Below are 16772 nucleotides of genomic sequence, written 5' to 3' on the forward strand. Positions count from 1 at the left end.
CGGCGCCCAGGAGGCCGATGGTGAGAGCAGCCCGGTGAGTGCGACAGCGGAGGGCCGGGCGGCCGCGTATACGGTCGGTCACCCGCCCCGCCGACGGTGGAACCTTTTCCGGCGGCGGGGCGTTCACGGGAAAAGATCACACAGCTCGAGCACCGAGGTGACAATCGATGGCACTGTTCGACCGGCTCAAGGACCAGGCCAAGACCTTGCAGCAGCAGGCACAGGGCAGGCAGGCCGGTGCCCCGCACGCCGGCTCGCACGGCGGTGCCCCGCAAGGAGGCTCGCGCGGTGGCTCCCGCGCGCAGCTGACGGGTCTGCTGAAGACCCAGCTCAGCTCGATCAAGACCGAGCTGAAGAGCGGTGCCTACCGGGACGCGAGCATGGCGATGTGCGCGCTGGTCGCCGCGGCCGACGGGCACGTCGACGCGAACGAGATCCAGCAGATGGAGTCCATGATCCTCAACAACGAGGTGCTCCAGAACTTTCCCCCCGAGCAGCTGCGCCAGCGCTTCCACAAGCACGTCGATCAGCTCACCCGGAACTTCGCGCAGGGCAAGGCCGAGGCGCTGCAGGACATCGCCAAGGCCGCCAAGAAGCCCACTGAGGCCCGGGCGGTCATCCAGACCGGCATGGTCATCGCCGGCGCCGACGGCCACTTCTCCCAAGCCGAGCAGATGATCCTCCGCGAAGCGTGCACGACCCTTGGGCTCTCCCCCACGGAATTCCAGCTCTAACCCGAGCGGCCGACGCAGAGAGGGACGGTCTTGAACAGGCCGTCCCGCCAACGGGTGCCCGCGCCGGCGAGGGGTGGCCTGGCGGCCTTGCACACGAGCAGCCACACGGCAACGGCCGTCCAACGCACCGCCGAGACCACCACAGGAACGGGAGTGGTCAGCCGGGTACAGGGAGGTGAGGGTCCTTCTCGGCTGCGGAGCAAGCTGACCGGCCGGATCAACGCACCCGGTCGTAGACCATCGCGATCTCGCCCAGATCACCGGTCTCCTGATAGGTGAGCTTCCATTTCGAGCTTGGCAGGCCGTCGTCGAACAGCCTTTGCCCGCCCCCGAGGATCTCGGGCAAGATCAGGAGATACAGCCGGTCCAGCAGATCTGCGGAAAGAAGCGCCTTGATGACGCTGGCGCTGCTGTTGACGAGGATGTCGCCCTCGCCGGTGGCCCTGAGGTCGGCGACGACATGCGCAGCAGGAGCGTTCACCACGCGGCTGTGGTCCCACGGCGCCTCGGCCAGCGTGGTGGAGAGGACCACCTTTTCCGTGTCGACCAACCACTTCGCATATCCACGATCGCGCGGATCGGCGTTCTCGTCAGCGGCGACCGACGGCCAGTAGCCCAGGAAGCCCTCGGCGTTGATCCTGCCGAGAAGCGCCGTCGTCGCGTTCTCCCAGATGCGAGTGAGATGGTTTCGCGCGACCTCGGTGGTCACGTACGGGATGAAGGCACCGAAATCGCTGGCTCCGCCTGGACCGTTGTAACGGCCATCGAGGCTGAGAGCCAGGTTCGCGGTCACTCTGCGGCCGGTCGAGTTGGTCATTTCGCGCTCCTTGTATCGGTGCTGTCGGTGGGGTGGTGGGGGTCTGCGGCGAGGGCCGCCACGAGCTTGTCGAGGCTCTGGCCGAAGCCGATCTCGATGCCTGCGATGAAGTCGGCGGAGTCGACCGTGCTGTCAGTGATCCGCCACTGGACGTCGAGGTCCGTGCCGGTAGCGGTGGGCTGCAGGCCAAGGTCGACGTGGGCGGTGAACGCGATGCCTCCGTCGGGCAGCACGGGAGAGAGTCGGTAACTGAGGCGTTCACCAGGGCATACGTCCTCGACGACTCCCTCGGCGCGACCGACGACCTGGTCGGAGCCGTCGGTGTCCTCGGCGTCGCGGTACTCCTGGACGATCCGGCCGCCCGGTCGCGCCTCGAAGACGAGCTCGGAGACGCGCAGGTCCTCCGGCGTCCACCAGCGGACGAGCAGGGGTGCCTCGGTGAGATATCGCCAGGCCAGTTCCGGGCGCCCCGCCAGCGACCGGTGGAACCTGAACGAGCGGCCGTCGGCCCAGCCTGACTCTTCCGCGGCGGACCGCTCCGCGCGGAGACTCATTCCGTAGCGGTCGTAGGTCGCGCGTGAGCCACCGTCCCGGTCCGCGGTGTCGGCGAGCCCGTTCAGCACAGCAGCCAGGTCCCGCAAGGGGGCTGGCTGGAGCGCGTAGATACGGCGCTGGCCGGTGCGCTGCGAGGTCACGATGCCAGCACGTTCAAGAGTCTGCAGGTGCTTGGTCGTCTGCGGCTGGCGCGCCTCGGCGAGCTGGGCAAGAACACCGACCGAGCGGGGCCGCTCGGCCAGCAGTTTCACCAGCCTCCAGCGGGCAGGGTCGGCCAAAGCGGTGAGCAGTGCGTCCATGCCTAGAAGCATTCCTCACCATGAATATTCTCGTCAAGGAATGTCTCGCGACACCATCACCGACCCACAGCCCGGGGCAGCCCGCCGTACACGGAGCTCCGCCGACGGGCGACAGCGGTGTGCTCACAGCGTCAGGGCCACCCCATTTCGGCTCCCCTTGCGGGCCTTCACCCGCGAAGGCAACAGGTACTACCTTGCGGTCGTGATCAATGACGTGGTTCCGCAGAAGGAAGGTAAGTGGGTCGTCCTTGTGGAGGCCGAGACCTGCCCCGCTTACGAGGACCACCGCTGGCAGCTCGTGGCAACGCGCCCTGTCCCAGAAGGAGGTCGTGCGGCGGCCGACGAACTCGCGCGCACGATCGCCATGGAGTACGTCCCCAAAGAGGTCAGCGTGGGGCCGGAAGACACACCCGCGCGCAAGGTGTTCCGAGCCGTCGACGGCTCGTGGCTTGTCGAGGTCACGGGAAAAGACGACAAGCGGATCCTGTGCCGTATCACCCTTGCCGAGCTGGTGCACGAGCAGACATACCTGCGTACTCGGGAAACCTTGGCGGACCGCTGGCGCCGGTTGTTGGGTTAGTCTCACCCGCCCGTGGACCTGACCGGGGCGGCGTGCCAGCATGACGCGGTGACGCAGATCATCAAGGGGGAGAACCTGCCATCCCCGGGCAGGCGTGGCGCATTGAGGTCGTCCGGCAGGCGGTCGGCGATGGGATGCCGGAGATGGCGGCCTTGCGGGGCGAACATGACCCCGACGCAGGACATCACCGTGTCGAAGCTGGTGTCCTCGAAGGGCAGCGCCTCGGCGTCCGCCTCCTGCCAGTTCAGCGTGGCGCCGCGGGCCTCGGCCTCCTGCCGCCTCACGGCCAGCAACTCGGGCGTGAGGTCGGAGGCCACCAGATCCCCGCCTGCCAACGCGGCCGGGATCGTGGCGTTCCCGGACCCGGCGGCGACGTCCAGCACCCGGTCGCCGTCCTTGACCGCGCAGGCCTCCACCAGCACCGGTCCGAGCGCCGCCACCCGGGCGGACGAGTCGCTTGATCTGCAGCAGCGGGGGGCCCGGAATGGTGGCCCCGGCCCCCGGCCCCCGGTCAGCCGGTCAGCCGGTCAGCCGGTCAGCCGTCGAGCGTGGCGGAGGGCGCGTCCCCGTTCTGGACCTGTTGGGCCCTCGTGGCGAGCACCGTGGCCAGGTCCCGGACCTGCTCCTCGTCGATGCCGCCCTTCTTGGCGGAAGCCGTCTCGGTCCACAGCAGCGTCGTGCCGGCCCGGGTCTGGGTCACGGCGCCGGGCTCGCCGTTGTAGCCGGAGGAACCGAATCGGGCGTCGCGCTCGTCACCGATCGGGCCGATCCCGAACGCCTCGGCCCTCAGTCCCGCCCTCTTGCCGTAGTAACCGTCCCAGAGCACGTCGTACGCCTGACGGGCGGCCTGTTCGCTGTCGTAGGCGACGATGAGAAAGCTGGCGGTGGCGGCGTTGTCGTCGCGCCGGAAGGTCGAGGCGCCGTAGAAGCGGGAGTTCTCGCAGCCCGCGTCGTGCTTGATGGGGCAGGCCTGCGAGCGGTAGAGGTTGTCCATCTCGACGGCCGTGGGCGGAGCGGACTCCTTCCACCCCGTCATGGCCTCGGCATCCGGCAACGCCTCGCGTACTTGTTCCTTCGTCAGCGCCACCGCCTTGCCGTGCCCGCTGCCGCTCTCCGCGTCGCCGCCACAGCCGGTCAGCAGCAGGGTCGCCGCGATCGCCACGGACCACCGGTCGTTCCTCATGGTCATGCCACCACTCCCTCGGGCGGTGATCTTACGCGGACCGTCTTCCAATGCGTCGAGCTTCGCGGTGACGGAAGGGCTCGCTACGCCGTTCGAGTGGTGCCATCAGGTCCCCGGTCGTAGCGTCGGAACCGGGACATCCGGCAGCGAGCGGCAGCGGAGAACGGCCATGCACATGCGCGCACTCACCACGACGGTCACACTCTTGGCGCTGGCCGCCTCCACCACCGCGGCGGGCATACCGACCGAAAGCCGGTCGGCCCCGGAGCCCGCCGCCCGGATCGCTCAGCAGCCCACAGATCGTCCTGTCCTCGTCGACTGCTTCTGGCGCCCCGAAGTGCGCCCGACCGAGTTCATCCTCGCCTGCGGTGACGGAAACAGTCGCCTGGCCTCCCTGCGCTGGTCCCGGTGGGACGCGGGCGCGGCGCGGGCCGAGGGCGTGAACTGGGTCAACGACTGCAAGCCGTACTGTGCGGCGGGCCGTTTCCACGCCTACCCGGTGACCGTACGGCTCGACCGAGCGGAGCCCTGGAAGAAGCGGCCCGAGCTCTCGCACTACTCCCGCATCACGCTCGTCTACACGGACAGCCGGCCGGAGCGGGTCGCGCAGACCGTGTCCTATCCGCTCTGGGACTGAGCGGCAGCGACCTGTTCGGTCTGCTGGCCCGACGATGTGATCACCTCGGAGTGCCGGTCACCCCGGTCCATGCGGCCCCCCATGAACGCCAGCCCCAACCCCGCCGCGCCCAGGGCCGCGCCGACCAGGGCCGGTGAGGCCCAGCCCCAGCCCGCGGAGATCGCGAGGCCGCCGAGCCAGGCGCCGCCCGCGTTGGCCAGGTTGAAGGCGGAGTGGTTGGAGGCTGCCGCCATGGTCGGGGCGTTCTTCGCCTTGGCCATCAGCAGGATCTGGACGGGGGTGGTGATGAGGGCGCCCATCGCGCCGATGAAGGTGATCGTGATCAGGGCGGGCACGGTGCTGTGCACGGTGAAGTAGAACACCACCAGAGCCGAGGACAGCAGGGCGAGGCCCGCGTACAGCGTCGGGCGCAGAGCGCGGTCCGTGAGCGGGCCTGCGGCCAGGGTGCCGAGCGTCATGCCGACGCCGTAGAGCGCGAGGACGAGCGTGGTCGAGGAGTCGGAGAAGCCCGTCAGGTTCGTCAGCATGGGGACCAGGTAGCTGTAGACGGCGAAGAAGCCGCCGAAGCCCACGACCGCCGTGGCCAGGCCGATGAACACCTGCCGGTTGCCCATGGCGCGCAGTTCGTGCCGGATGCCCGCCTGGTCCCCGCGGGGCTGGTGGGGGATGAAGGCGGCCAGTGCGGCGAGGGCGACGAGGCCGATGACGGCGACCGCGATGTAGGCGGACCGCCAGCCCAGCTGCTGTCCGAGGGCCGTACCGGCCGGGACGCCGATGATGTTGGCGATGGTCAGCCCGAGGAACATCCTCGACACCGCGCGTGCGGCCCGGTCGGGGGCGACCAGGCGGGAGGCGACGACCGCGCCGACGCCGAAGAGCGCTCCGTGGGGCAGGCCGGCCAGGAAGCGTGCGGCGAAGAGCAGGCCGAAGTCGGGGGCGAGTGCGGACGCGACGTTGCCGATGACGAACAGCCCGGACAGGAGGAGCAGCAGCCGCTTGTGGGGTATGCGCGCGCCGAGGCCGGTCAGCACCGGGGCTCCGACGACGACACCCAGCGCGTAGGCGGAGACGACGTTGCCGGCCTGCGGCACGGACACGTCGACCCCGTCAGCGATCTGGGGCAGCAGCCCCATCGTGGCGAATTCGGTGGTGCCGATGCCGAAAGCGACAACAGCCAGGGCCAGGAGAGCCAGTGGCATGGCGCAGGAGAACCTTTCGGAGCGGGTGCGGCCGCGACGGTGCGGCTGGTCGGGGACGGGGTGGTGCCGTGCCTCGTTGCCCGGCGCTCCCTGGGCATGAAAAGCCCGTAACGAGTGCAGCAGCCGTACGGAGTCAGGCATTCCAAGATCTCGCCGCGCTCTGCGTGATCCATGCCACATCGCTACGACAGCGAGTTCCCGACCGGGCGGCCGCCGTCAGTGGCGGCCGCCCGCTCGGTCGCGGATCCCCGGGACCGGGCGGCCCAGCTGTTGTACTTCCTGCCGTCGTACCGGCAGGGCCACGCGCACCCGAGCGGGCGGGACCTCTACCGGAGTGCGTACATGCGGATGATGACGGCATCGTCGCCGTCCGGTCGGGCGAGCCCGACGAAGACTGTCTCCGCGAGCCAGCGGTGCGCGGCGGCGTCAGTGCGGAAGACCGGTGAGGTGCGGTAGTAGTGACCGGCCTCGGAGACCTGCAGATCGCCGTCGAACTGGTCCGGGGTGTCGGCCTTCGGCCGGTAGTAGCCGCGGTTGACGACGTCGATCACGGCGCCGTCCTCCGCCTGGAGGAGATAGCGGGCCTCCAGCTCGCACACTTCCCCGCGGGTGCTGCTCCAGTCGCCACCGCCGGACAGGACCTTCCCCCGCAGCCGGGGCCCGTCCACGCTGCCGCCGGTGATGGGGGTGAACTCGGTGACCTCTCCGTCACCGTTGCCGATGTGCAGCGTCTCGGACACTTCAGCACGGATCTCGAAGACGAAGTCGAGGGCGGGAGTGAAGGACATGGCGGTTCTCCGCTTCTGTGAATGAGGGGCGACCTGTGGGGCCCGAGATGGTCGCGTCCTGCTCTTGACGCGTTAGCTCATCAGATGCAAGCGTGACATGCAACAGCGTTATATGACACTCGTTTACGACGACGTCTGGTCACCTTTCCCTTCTCACCTCCCGGCGTCGGGCGTCCCCCTCTTCCCTCACTGCTCTCGGCAAGGAGCATCAGTTATGGCTGCGAAGAAGACGGTGCTGACGGTGTTCACCAGCGTGGGACTGCTGGCCGCCACCGCCTGCACCAGTTCGTCGAACGGAAACGGCGAGACCGCCGAGTCCGACCGCCTGACCACCACCACGGCGCCCGGCACCGCGCAGGTCGACCGCGTGACCTGGGCCCTGCCCTACGGTGAGCCGACGACCCTGGACCCGGCGAAGGTGGGTGACTACTCGCCGCAGACGGTCGGGGCGAACCTCTGCGACACGCTGACGCGGATGAACGCGGACTTCTCCGAACGGCCGGGACTCGCCGAGAAGGTCACCTGGAGCAACGACAGCACCCTGGTGCTCGACCTCCGCCCGGGAGTGACGTTCTGGGACGGCTCACCGATGACGCCCGAGGATGTCGTCTTCAGCCTGGAGCGCCAGCGCGACCCCAAGACACAGGCGCTGTACGGGAACTACCTCACCGCCGTGACGTCGATCAAGGCCACCGGTCCCCACCAGGTGACGCTGCGGACCAAGGAGTTCGACCAGACGCTGCCCAAGGCGCTGTCGACGTCGTTCGGCGCCGTGAGCAAGAAGGCGTACACCGAACAGGCGGGGGCCGCGTACGGGACGGCCAGGGGCGGCCTGATGTGTACGGGGCCGTTCAAGCTGGGGTCCTGGAAGTCCGGCGGCAGTATCACCCTGGAACGCAACGACTCCTACTGGGACGCCGATCTCAAGCCCAAGGCGCGCCGGATCGAGTTCCGGTTCATCACCAACAACAACAGCCTGACGGGCGCACTGCTGTCGGGTGAGGTCGACGGCACGTACGAGTTGCCGCCGAGCAGCGCCACCGCCCTGGCGAGAACCGACAAGGGGGCCGTGCACCTCGGCCCGTCGACCCAGAACGTGCTGCTGATCCCGGGGAACGCCGCGTCGCCCGCGGCCGATCGCAAGGTGCTGGACGCGCTGTCCCTGGTGATCGACCGCGAAGCACTGATCAAGAACGTCTTCGGCGGCGACGCCACCACCCTGAAGTCGCTCGTTCCGCCGTTCACCTGGCACGGGGACAAGGCCGCCGCCCGGTACGACGCGGCCTACGCCGCGCTGCCCGACACCCCGAAGCCGGACGCGGCCAAGGCGAGGAAACTGGTCGCACAGGCCGACCCCCTCACCCGCCCCCTGGTGGCCGCCATTCCCGCCGGGGACCAGCGATCGCTCCAGGCCATGACCTTCATCCAGGCCGCGGCCGAGAAGATCGACGTCGACATCAAGATCAAGCAACTGCAGCCGACCGAGATGTCCTCCCTCTTCTACGATCCCTCAGCCCGCGAAAGCCTCGACCTCATCCTCACCTTCGGCTACGTCGGCATGCCCGACCCGGCGTCCTACGTCGCCGAGAGCGTCACTCCCGGGGGCATCTTCAACTGGACGAACTACGACAACCCCGAGGTCACCCGCCTGCTCGAGCAGGCCCGCACCGCCTCCGACCCGGACGCCTCGGCCACGGCGTACGCCAAGGCCCAGGCGCTCTTCACCCCCACCACCCCGGCGGTGTTCCTCGCCACCACCCATGAGCGGATGTTCATGAACAAGCGGGTCAGCGGCGCACCCGCTTCATTCGCCTACATGAGCATGCCGTGGGCCGCCCACCTCGGCGGCACCGACAAGTAGCCGGCCCTCTGCCCCGTATCTGGAGACGACGATGACCGACACCACGGGCGACCAGCCACTGTGGGACCGCTCGGCAGCCGAACTGGCCGCCGGCATCCGGACCAAAAGCTTCTCGGCGACCGAGGTCGCCCAGGCGTTCCTCGCGCGCATCGAGGAGACCAACCCTGCCCTCAAGGCCCTCGTGGACATCCGGCCCGACGAGGTGCTCGCCCAGGCCGCCGACGCCGACGCGACGGTGGCCGCGGGCAGGGACCTCCCCCCGCTGCTGGGCGTTCCGGTGTCCACCAAGATCAATACCTCGCAGCGCGGGTACGCCAGCTCGCACGGCGTCGTCGCCTGGGCCGGCGCCGTCGCCTCGGACGACGCGGTCTGCGTCGCCGCCCTGCGTGAGGCCGGGGCGACGCTGCTGGGCCGGAGCAACAGCCCCGCCTTCGCCGTGCGCTGGTTCACCGCCAACGACCTGCACGGCCGGACCCTCAACCCGTGGCACCCCGGCCACACCCCGGGCGGCTCCTCGGGAGGAGCCGCCGCAGCGGTCGCTGCCGGAATGACGCCGATCGCGCAGGGCAACGACATCGGCGGTTCCGTCCGCTTCCCTGCCTACTGCTGCGGCGCCGTCGGTCTGCGACCCACCGTGGGCCTGGTCTCCGGCGTGGAACCACGCGGGGCGGAGGAGTTCGACAGCCCGCTGTCGTTCCAGACCATGGCGGTGCACGGACCGCTCGGCTGGACCGTGGACGACGTCCGGCGCGGACTGCACGCCATGGTGACGCCAGACCTGAACGACCCCGTCGGGATTCCGGTGCGCCCACCGCTGGGCGAGCCCGGCCAGGTCAGGATCGCCGTCGTCCGCGACGCCGGAGTGGTCAAGCCTCACCCCGCCGTGAGCGCCGCGATCGACGACGCCGCCCGCTGGCTCGCCGAGGCCGGTCACGAGGTGGAGGAGGTCGAGCTTCCCCAGCTCGGCGAGGCCGCCCGGCTGTGGTCACTGCTGCTCTACCAGGAGCTGCAAACGATGACGTCCGAGATCGAACTGTTCGGTGACGACGCGGTCCGGGACTCGCTGGCGTCCTCCTTCCGGGCCGCCGCGGAGATCTGGGGCCAGCAGCCCACGCTGGCCGACTACATCCGGGGCTACGCCCGCCGTGGCACCCTGATCGGCCGTCTCCAGCAGTACCTGGGCCGCGACACCATCGTGCTGACGCCGGTCGCGGCCGAGCCGCCGTTCGAGCAGGACGCCGACCTCGCCGGCGATATCCGGATGGGCCAACTGCTGGCCGCGCAGTGGCCGATGCAGTGCGTCCCGGTCCTCGGTTTCCCTGCCATCTCGGTGCCCACCGGCGTCCGTGACGGCCTTCCCTCCGGCGTCCAACTCATCGGCGGACGCTTCCAGGAAGATCTGCTGCTGCACGTGGCCACGGCCATCGAGGCGAGAGCACCGCGCACCCGGCCCACCCTGCCCTGGGCGCAGACGGGCTGACCATCCGCCGCGCGGCCCACGGACGGGGGGGGGGGGGGGGGGGGCCGACAACCAGCCCCCCCCCCCCCCGCGTTTGTAGGGGGGGGGCCCCAGGCCGGCCGGCCCCCCCCCCCCCCCCCCCCCCCCCCCCCGGGCGGGGGCGGCCGGGGGGCCCCCCCGCCGCGGGCGGCCCCGGGGGGGGGGGCCCCCCCCCCCCCCCCCCCCCGCCCCCCCCACGCCGCTTTCTTTTGCCTGCGTGCACACGTGTGCTCGAGCTCGCCACCGGCCGTGCTGACACAAGCGAAAGGACGCCCGTCCGGTTGCTTGCCAGGACAGACGTCCTTCGTCGACGGGTGGACCGTGTGTGTGCCGTGGGTCAGGCGGCAGCTTCGTTCGTTCGCCGCTGCGGCTTCCACCCCGGCTTCGGGATGGAAGCGATCAGACGCCGGGTGTACGGGTCCTGGGGATCGGCGAGGACTGTGGCGACGGGGCCGTGTTCGACGACCCGCCCCGCCCGCATGACCATGACGTCGTCGCTGATGTGCCGGATGGCCCCGAGGTCGTGCGTGATGAACAGCAGGGCGGCTCCCGTCTCCGCACGGATGCGGGCCAGCAGGCCCAGGATCTGTGCCTGGATGGACACGTCGAGGGCGGCGATGGCCTCGTCCAGGATCAGAACGCGCGGATCGGCGGCCAGGGCGCGGGCGATCGCAACGCGCTGACGCTGTCCGCCGGATAGTGCCTTCGGCAGCGAGCGCGCCTGCCGGTCGTCCAGGCCGACCATGTCGAGCAGTTCGGCCACGCGGGCGCGGAGCCGGTCCGCCGGCAGGCGCCGATTCAGCGCGACTGCCTCCGCGACGGCGTCGCCGACGCGCTGGCGCCGGTCCAGGGAGGAGTAGGGATCCTGGAAGACCATCTGAATCTGCCGCCCTCGGGGGCGGTGTCCGCCCGAACGGCCCGGCACGTGCTCCTCGGCGAAGGTGACGCGGCCCCGGCTCGGTCTCTCCAGTCCGGCGATCATGCGCGCGGTGGTCGTCTTGCCCGACCCCGACTCGCCGACGATGGCCAAGGAGCCCCGCTCCGGGAGCGAGAAGGTCACCTCATCGACGGCGACGAAGCCGCCGAACTCCTTACGGAGGCTGTGTACTTCAAGCATGGCGGGCGGTCTCCTCGGAAGCGGACGCGTGGGGGAAGTGGCACGCGGCGGTGCCGTCACCGGCCGGGCTCGGTTCCGGCCGGTGGCTGCGGCAGGGGTCCTGGACGCGAGGACATCGGTCGCTGAAGGCGCATCCGTCGGGTGCTTCGAAGCCGGACAGCGGTCTGCCCGGGATCGAACGGAGTTCCGCGCCGATGGCAAGCACCGAGGGACGCGAGGCGAGCAGCGCGCGGGTGTAAGGGTGAGCGGCCCGTCCGCGCAGTCGGTCGGCGGGCAGTTCCTCCACGGTCGTGCCCGCGTACATCACCACGACGCGCTCGCACACGGCGGCCGCGAGTTCGAGGTCGTGGGTGATGAACAGCATGGCGAGACCGCGCGCTTCGCGGGCCTCTCCGATGATGGCCATCACCTCCTCCTGCGTGGTCACGTCGAGGGCGGTGGAGGGCTCGTCGGCGAGGAGCAGGCGGGGCTCGGCCGCCAGGGCGGCGGCGATCATCACGCGCTGAAGCAGGCCGCCCGACAGTTCGTGGGGGCGTTGGCGCATGCGCCGATCGGCGTCGATGATGCCGACCTCGCGCAGGATGCCGGTGACCTTCTCGACGGCATCGGCGGCCCGGACCCCCCTGGTGGTGGTCAGACCTTCGACGAGGAAGTCACCGATGCTGCGGGCAGGGTTGATGTGGGCCCGTGGGTCCTGGAACACCATGGCGACCTCACTCGCCCGGAAGGCGCGGAGGCGGTCGGGTCTCATCCGCGGGACGGACTCCCCCGCGAACAGCACATCGCCGTGGACGCGGGCACCCTGGGGCAGGAGGCCGAGAACGGAACGGGCCGTCAGAGATTTGCCGGATCCGGACTCCCCCACCAGGGCTACGGCCGCTCCCTCGGGGATGCTGACGTCGGCGCGGTGGACGACGGTCCGGAGCTCGCCGTCGAGGGGCAGGTCGATGCCGAGGGCGTCGATCCGGAGCAGGGGCGATGGGCTCATGCGTGTTCTCCGAGCAGACGTCGGGACAGTCCCGTCCCCAGCAGGTTGAACGCGACGACGACGATCAGGATGGCGATGCCCGCGTACAGCGACTGCTGGGGCTGGCCGGCGAGGATGGAGGGAGCTCCGTTGGTCACCATCAGCCCCCATTCCGGGTCCGGCGGCTGGCTGCCGAGGCCGAGGAAGGAGATCGCGGCGACGTCGAGGAGGGCGTAGCCGAAGCCGATGGTGGCCTGGACGAGGACGAGGGGCAGCAGGTTCGGCAGCAGGTGCCGCAGCCAGATGCGGGCGGTGGGTGCGCCGAGGAGCTGGAGCGCGGAGACGTAGGGGAGGTTGCGCTCCTTGATCGCCGCGGAGCGGACGACGCGGGTGATCAGGGGGAGGTACGCGATCGACAGGGCGACGATCGGTGCGGTGAGCCCGGCGCCGAAGACAGCGGCGACGAGGACGGCCATGATGAGTCCCGGGAAGCCGAAGATGACGTCCAGAGCGCCCGAGATCAGCCGGTCCGGCCAGCCTCCGAACCAGGCCGCCGCCAGTGCGAGCAGGGTGCCGAGCAGGGTGGAGACGGCGATGATCAGGGCGGGGGCGGCGAGGCTGGCGCGTGTTCCGGTGATCAGCCGGGAGAGGAGATCGCGTCCGGTGTCGTCCGTTCCCAGGAGGTGAGCGGTGGACGGTCCGGCGTGCACGTTCAGGGGATCGACCGCGTTGGGGTCGTGCGGGGCGAGCAGCGGCCCGACGAGCGCCAGCAGAACGAACAGCGCGACGACGCAGCCCGCGCCGAACGTCAGGTGGTCCCGCGGGCGTCCGGTACGCCGCTTGGATACCAGGGGGGTGAGCAGGGCGGTGGTCATCGGGCCTCCTTCTGCGCGGCCCGGGGGTCGAGGGCGGCGCTGACCAGGTCGACGGTGGTGTTGATGACGACGAACACCACCACGAAGATCAGCGACACGGCCTGGACGACGGCCATGTCCTGCTTGGCGGCGGCCTCGATCATGAGCGCTCCGAGCCCTCCGGTACCGAACGCCTGCTCGGCGACCGCCGCGGTCGCGATGATTCCGGCGATGCCGACGCCGGAGACGGCGAAGACCGGACCGGACGCGTTGTGCAGTACGTGCCGTCGGATCACCGTGCGCTCGGGGACACCGCGGCTGCGGGCGGTCTCCACGTGCTCCGAGCGTGTCTCCGCGCGGACGGCGGTCCGCGTCACCTGGGCGACGTATCCGATCCAGGTCAGGGCCAGTGCGACCGCGGGCAGCGTCAGGTGCGTGAGGGTGCCGGTGAAGCCCTCGCCCGCGCCGTAGACGGGGAACCAGGGGAGTTGGACGGCGAAGAGCCAGATGAGCAGAACCGCCATGACGAAGGTCGGAACCGCCATCGCGCCGGCTGTCAGGGTCGTGACGAGGGTCTCCGTGCGGCCGCCGCGCAGTGCGGCGACAGTGCCGGCCACAGTGCCGACGGCGAGGACCAGGACGGAGGCGTAGACGACGAGTGCGACGGTGTCCCCGGCGCGGGCGCCGATGAGGTCGGCGACGGAGTCCCGGTAGACCAGAGACTTCCCGAAGTCGCCCTGCAGGCAGTTGCTGAACCAGTGCCAGTAGCCCTGGAGGAACGGGTCGTCCAGGTGGTACTCCCGGTGGATCTGCGCCAGTACGGCCGGGTCAGGATTCCGGCTGCCTCCGACGAGCAGGGTGGCGGGGTCTCCCGGGGTGAGGAACATCGCGCCGTAGATGGCCAGGCTGGAGACGGCCACGGTGACGAGGAGCATGCCCAGCCGGATGGCGATGAAGCGGCCGGTCACCTCGGATCACTTCCCTCGCGGTGGGGTGCGGTGGCCGGGAGACGCCGGTGCACTGCGGTGCCGATGTCCCGTGGTGTGCTGGGGAGTTGTCGCAGAGGGAGCATGTGCCCTCCAGGGTGCGGGGGCTATTCGCCGCTGGTGGGCAGGACGGTCAGGCACAGCCGGGAGAGGTGGGTGGAGCCGGTCCGGAGCGTTTGGAGGCTCGCTTTGGGGGTGGTCGTCCGCCACGGGCTTTCCTGTGAGCCGGAGTTGGGCAGGTGGTTCGGGAAGTCACTGCCGGCGATCATCAGGGCGAGACGGTGTCCCGGCCGCACCCGGTAGCCGGTGTGTCCCAGGGCGATCTCCACCTCTCCGGGCGCGTCGGCCTGGGCGCAGCCCCGTAGGATCAGCCGCGCCGTGCCGTCCGGGGCCAGGTCGAGGAGGCGGACGAAGACGTCGAAGGTGGGTGCCGTGCTCTCCACGTGCAGGACCGCGTGCACGGGTCCGGCGAGGTCGAGCGGCCGGTCGGAGGCGATCCCCGTGAACACGAGGACATCGTCCCGGTCGAGGGTGGAACGCTCGTCGACGTGGTCGCGCAACTGCGAGAAGGTGTCGGCTGCGGCCGACGGCACGAGGTCGTCCGGGTCGTATCTCCACTCCACCGCGTCGGACGTCTGCGCCGGACGCGGTGCGAGCGTCCCGCCGGGGACCGTGCCGGTCGACGCGGCCGGCTCCGCGAGGTACAGCTGGATCGTCGCCGCTTCGGGCAGTGGCCACCTGGCGGCGGTGCGCCAGCCCTCATGGCCCAGCTTCCAGCGCACTCGCGGCAGGGAGTCCGGTGGAGCGGTGCCCTTGAGGAAGATGTCGAAGAACTCGATCGCGGGGCCGGTGTAGGAGTCCAGCATGCGCTCGAGGGCGGCGTCGTCGGCCAGGTGATCGGTGGCAGGGGATGCCGGGGCGTCCTCCAGGAAGTAGTTCTCGTGGTCGATCGTGTCGGCGATCAGATACTGCACGGCCGCCCAGCCGGGGCGCTTGGCCAGCTCCGCGTAGTCACGCATGTGGGCCGTGCCGAGGTTGTCGAACCAGCCCACGCAGTGCAGCACCGGCACGGGACGAGCGTCGTAGGGGTGCGGTCCGTTGTACGGATCGAGGGGGATGCCACCGACAATGAGGTCGAAGCCCGGCGAGCGCTTCCCGATCGCCTCGAACGCCTCCTCGTAGACGGCGACGACCGGGCGCCTGGTGAGATCGACGTCGAACTCGTAACTGTCGTTGTCGATCCACACCTGCGCCTGGTACGTGGTTCCTTCCAACCACACGGGCTGCCGTCCGGAGCCCGGGTCGTACGCGGCTGTGCCGGGGGCATTCGTCGTGCACGTCACCCGGGGGACGATGGCTCGCAGAGCGGGATGCTGACTGGAGACCGCGGACCACTGGGTGAACCCGTAGTACGAGTCGCCGAACATGCCCACGGTCCCGTCGGACCACGGCTGGCGGGTGATCCACTCCAGGGTGTCGTAGCCGTCGTCGACCTCTCCGGTCCAGCCCAGAGTCCGCCCCTCCGAACGGAACTTGCCGCGGACGTCCTGGACCACCACCACGTAGCCGTGCGCGATGAACCTTTCCGCGATCCTTTCGAAGAACACATACCGGCTGTTCTTGTCGTAGGGCAGGCGGGCCAGGACAGCCGGCGCCGGCTCCTCCTGGCCGGCGCCGTACACATCGGTGGCCAACCGCACTCCGTCGCGCATGCGCACGGCGTACTGCCGCGCTTGCGCGGGGACGGGTTCGGGCGTGACGCGATGGACGGCAAGGCTCATGAGGCCCTCCACGGGGCGAATCTTTAGAAAACAACGTGATATAACAGCGTTGCATCCAGGTGTGTTTAACGTCAACCCCCCTCTGAGCTAGGTTGCTTCCATGCCGATCGACGTCGACGAAGTCCAGCGCCGCGAGGCAATCGCCGAGGCGACTCTCGCTGTCGCCGCCCGGGACGGTGCGCGAGCCGTCACCATCCGTGCCGTGGCCAAAGAACTCGGCGGGTCCACGGCGATGGTCACGAACTACGTGCCTACGCGGATGGCCCTGATCACCAACGCCGTCCGCGCCGCGGAGTCGCGGTGGCGGACCGACCTGGAAGCCCGGGTGCAGGACCTGACCGGCGCCAACCGGCTGCGCGCGACGGTGGAGTGGCACCTCAGCACGGAACCCGAGGACCTGCTGCTTCGCATGCTCTGGGTCGAGATGCTGTCGTCGGCACATACCGACCCGGGGGGCGTCGACCGCCAGGAACCCCGTGAAACACGCCAGGAGTTCCTGGAGGCATCCATCGACGCGGGAGTCGCCGACGCCACCCTCGCCGCCGACGTCCTGTCTCTGCTGACCCGCGGCTACTACATCTCCTCCATCGAGGAGCCGGGTCACTGGACACCGGAACGGGCCAGCCGGGTGGCCAAAGCGGTGGTGAACGCCCTGATGGACGCGTGAGTCCGCGACCTACGGAGGCGGTGCGCATGTTGGGGCCGCCGAGCTCTCGTCAGCGGCGGCGGTCATAAGCAGCGGGCGGCCTGATACCCGCCGCCCAATCCTCCGCCCGGCACCGGTCAACCGCGACGGTGACCCTCGACGCGGCACCGTAGATGGGCACCGAACGTCACAGCCCTCGATTGGCCGGACGAGTGTTGCGGCTCGCCTCCGTGCGGGAGGCTCAGGCCCCGGGTGCCGCGGCTTTGATGC

17 protein-coding genes are annotated in these 16772 nt (G+C 70.0%); 6 read left to right on the top strand and 11 right to left on the bottom strand.

Features of this window, described 5'->3' with window-relative positions:
- Positions 1-167 precede the first annotated feature (167 nt).
- On the top strand, positions 168-734 hold the full coding sequence (locus ACFYW5_RS33200) for a tellurite resistance TerB family protein (protein ID WP_389420847.1): 567 nt from the start codon (positions 168-170) through the stop codon (positions 732-734).
- 217 nt (positions 735-951) lie between these two features.
- Here the strand turns inward: ACFYW5_RS33200 and ACFYW5_RS33205 are convergent, their stop codons facing one another.
- Together ACFYW5_RS33205 and ACFYW5_RS33210 are read right to left on the bottom strand one after the other, a co-directional pair.
- Positions 952-1551 (bottom strand): dihydrofolate reductase family protein, encoded by a 600-nt coding sequence (locus ACFYW5_RS33205; RefSeq protein WP_389420848.1) that lies wholly within the window; start codon positions 1549-1551, stop codon positions 952-954.
- Complete coding sequence (locus ACFYW5_RS33210; protein WP_389420849.1) at positions 1548-2405, bottom strand: metalloregulator ArsR/SmtB family transcription factor; 858 nt, start codon at positions 2403-2405, stop codon at positions 1548-1550. The genes ACFYW5_RS33205 and ACFYW5_RS33210 overlap by 4 nt, the downstream gene beginning before the upstream one ends.
- Positions 2406-2607: 202 nt before the next feature.
- Between ACFYW5_RS33210 and ACFYW5_RS33215 the strand changes: the two genes are divergently transcribed.
- The gene (locus ACFYW5_RS33215; protein WP_389420850.1) at positions 2608-2985 is read left to right on the top strand and encodes a hypothetical protein; all 378 of its coding nucleotides are present in this window, start codon (positions 2608-2610) and stop codon (positions 2983-2985) included.
- 2 nt (positions 2986-2987) lie between these two features.
- On the opposite strand, the gene ACFYW5_RS33220 is transcribed toward ACFYW5_RS33215, so the two are convergent.
- Positions 2988-3425 (bottom strand): class I SAM-dependent methyltransferase, encoded by a 438-nt coding sequence (locus ACFYW5_RS33220; protein WP_389420851.1) that lies wholly within the window; start codon positions 3423-3425, stop codon positions 2988-2990.
- Positions 3426-3520: 95 nt separating this feature from the next.
- The gene (locus ACFYW5_RS33225; RefSeq protein WP_389420852.1) at positions 3521-4174 is read right to left on the bottom strand and encodes a hypothetical protein; all 654 of its coding nucleotides are present in this window, start codon (positions 4172-4174) and stop codon (positions 3521-3523) included.
- A gap of 163 nt (positions 4175-4337) precedes the next feature.
- Between ACFYW5_RS33225 and ACFYW5_RS33230 the strand changes: the two genes are divergently transcribed.
- Complete coding sequence (locus ACFYW5_RS33230; protein WP_389420853.1) at positions 4338-4805, top strand: hypothetical protein; 468 nt, start codon at positions 4338-4340, stop codon at positions 4803-4805.
- Here ACFYW5_RS33230 and ACFYW5_RS33235 read toward each other — a convergent pair.
- Positions 4787-6004 (bottom strand): MFS transporter, encoded by a 1218-nt coding sequence (locus ACFYW5_RS33235; RefSeq protein ID WP_389420854.1) that lies wholly within the window; start codon positions 6002-6004, stop codon positions 4787-4789. The two genes, ACFYW5_RS33230 and ACFYW5_RS33235, sit on opposite strands and share 19 nt — an antisense overlap.
- A gap of 326 nt (positions 6005-6330) precedes the next feature.
- Positions 6331-6792 carry a DUF3237 domain-containing protein gene (locus ACFYW5_RS33240; RefSeq protein WP_389420855.1) on the bottom strand — a complete coding sequence of 154 codons (462 nt, stop codon included), beginning with the start codon at positions 6790-6792 and terminating at the stop codon, positions 6331-6333.
- A gap of 214 nt (positions 6793-7006) precedes the next feature.
- Between ACFYW5_RS33240 and ACFYW5_RS33245 the strand changes: the two genes are divergently transcribed.
- Both ACFYW5_RS33245 and ACFYW5_RS33250 read left to right on the top strand, forming a co-directional pair.
- Positions 7007-8653: an ABC transporter substrate-binding protein gene (locus tag ACFYW5_RS33245; RefSeq protein WP_389420856.1), complete on the top strand. Its 1647-nt coding sequence runs from the start codon at positions 7007-7009 to the stop codon at positions 8651-8653.
- 31 nt (positions 8654-8684) lie between these two features.
- Entirely contained in the window at positions 8685-10133 is a 1449-nt protein-coding gene (locus ACFYW5_RS33250) for an amidase (protein ID WP_389420857.1), read from the top strand.
- 355 nt (positions 10134-10488) lie between these two features.
- Here the strand turns inward: ACFYW5_RS33250 and ACFYW5_RS33255 are convergent, their stop codons facing one another.
- From ACFYW5_RS33255 to ACFYW5_RS33275, 5 genes are all read right to left on the bottom strand, one after another.
- Complete coding sequence (locus ACFYW5_RS33255) at positions 10489-11268, bottom strand: ABC transporter ATP-binding protein (RefSeq protein WP_389420858.1); 780 nt, start codon at positions 11266-11268, stop codon at positions 10489-10491.
- Positions 11261-12256, bottom strand: a complete 996-nt coding sequence (locus tag ACFYW5_RS33260; RefSeq protein ID WP_389420859.1) for an ABC transporter ATP-binding protein — start codon at positions 12254-12256, stop codon at positions 11261-11263. Before ACFYW5_RS33260 ends, ACFYW5_RS33255 begins: the two co-directional genes overlap by 8 nt.
- The gene (locus ACFYW5_RS33265) at positions 12253-13110 is read right to left on the bottom strand and encodes an ABC transporter permease (protein ID WP_389420860.1); all 858 of its coding nucleotides are present in this window, start codon (positions 13108-13110) and stop codon (positions 12253-12255) included. The genes ACFYW5_RS33260 and ACFYW5_RS33265 overlap by 4 nt, the downstream gene beginning before the upstream one ends.
- Positions 13107-14057 (bottom strand): ABC transporter permease, encoded by a 951-nt coding sequence (locus ACFYW5_RS33270; protein WP_389420861.1) that lies wholly within the window; start codon positions 14055-14057, stop codon positions 13107-13109. The genes ACFYW5_RS33265 and ACFYW5_RS33270 overlap by 4 nt, the downstream gene beginning before the upstream one ends.
- Before the next feature lie 125 nt (positions 14058-14182).
- Entirely contained in the window at positions 14183-15856 is a 1674-nt protein-coding gene (locus ACFYW5_RS33275) for a CocE/NonD family hydrolase (protein ID WP_389420862.1), read from the bottom strand.
- Positions 15857-15956: 100 nt separating this feature from the next.
- Between ACFYW5_RS33275 and ACFYW5_RS33280 the strand changes: the two genes are divergently transcribed.
- Entirely contained in the window at positions 15957-16523 is a 567-nt protein-coding gene (locus ACFYW5_RS33280; protein ID WP_389420863.1) for a TetR/AcrR family transcriptional regulator, read from the top strand.
- Positions 16524-16772: the final 249 nt, after the last annotated feature.

It is taken from the genome of Streptomyces sp. NPDC002779 (assembly GCF_042888685.1).
Classification (GTDB): domain Bacteria; phylum Actinomycetota; class Actinomycetes; order Streptomycetales; family Streptomycetaceae; genus Streptomyces.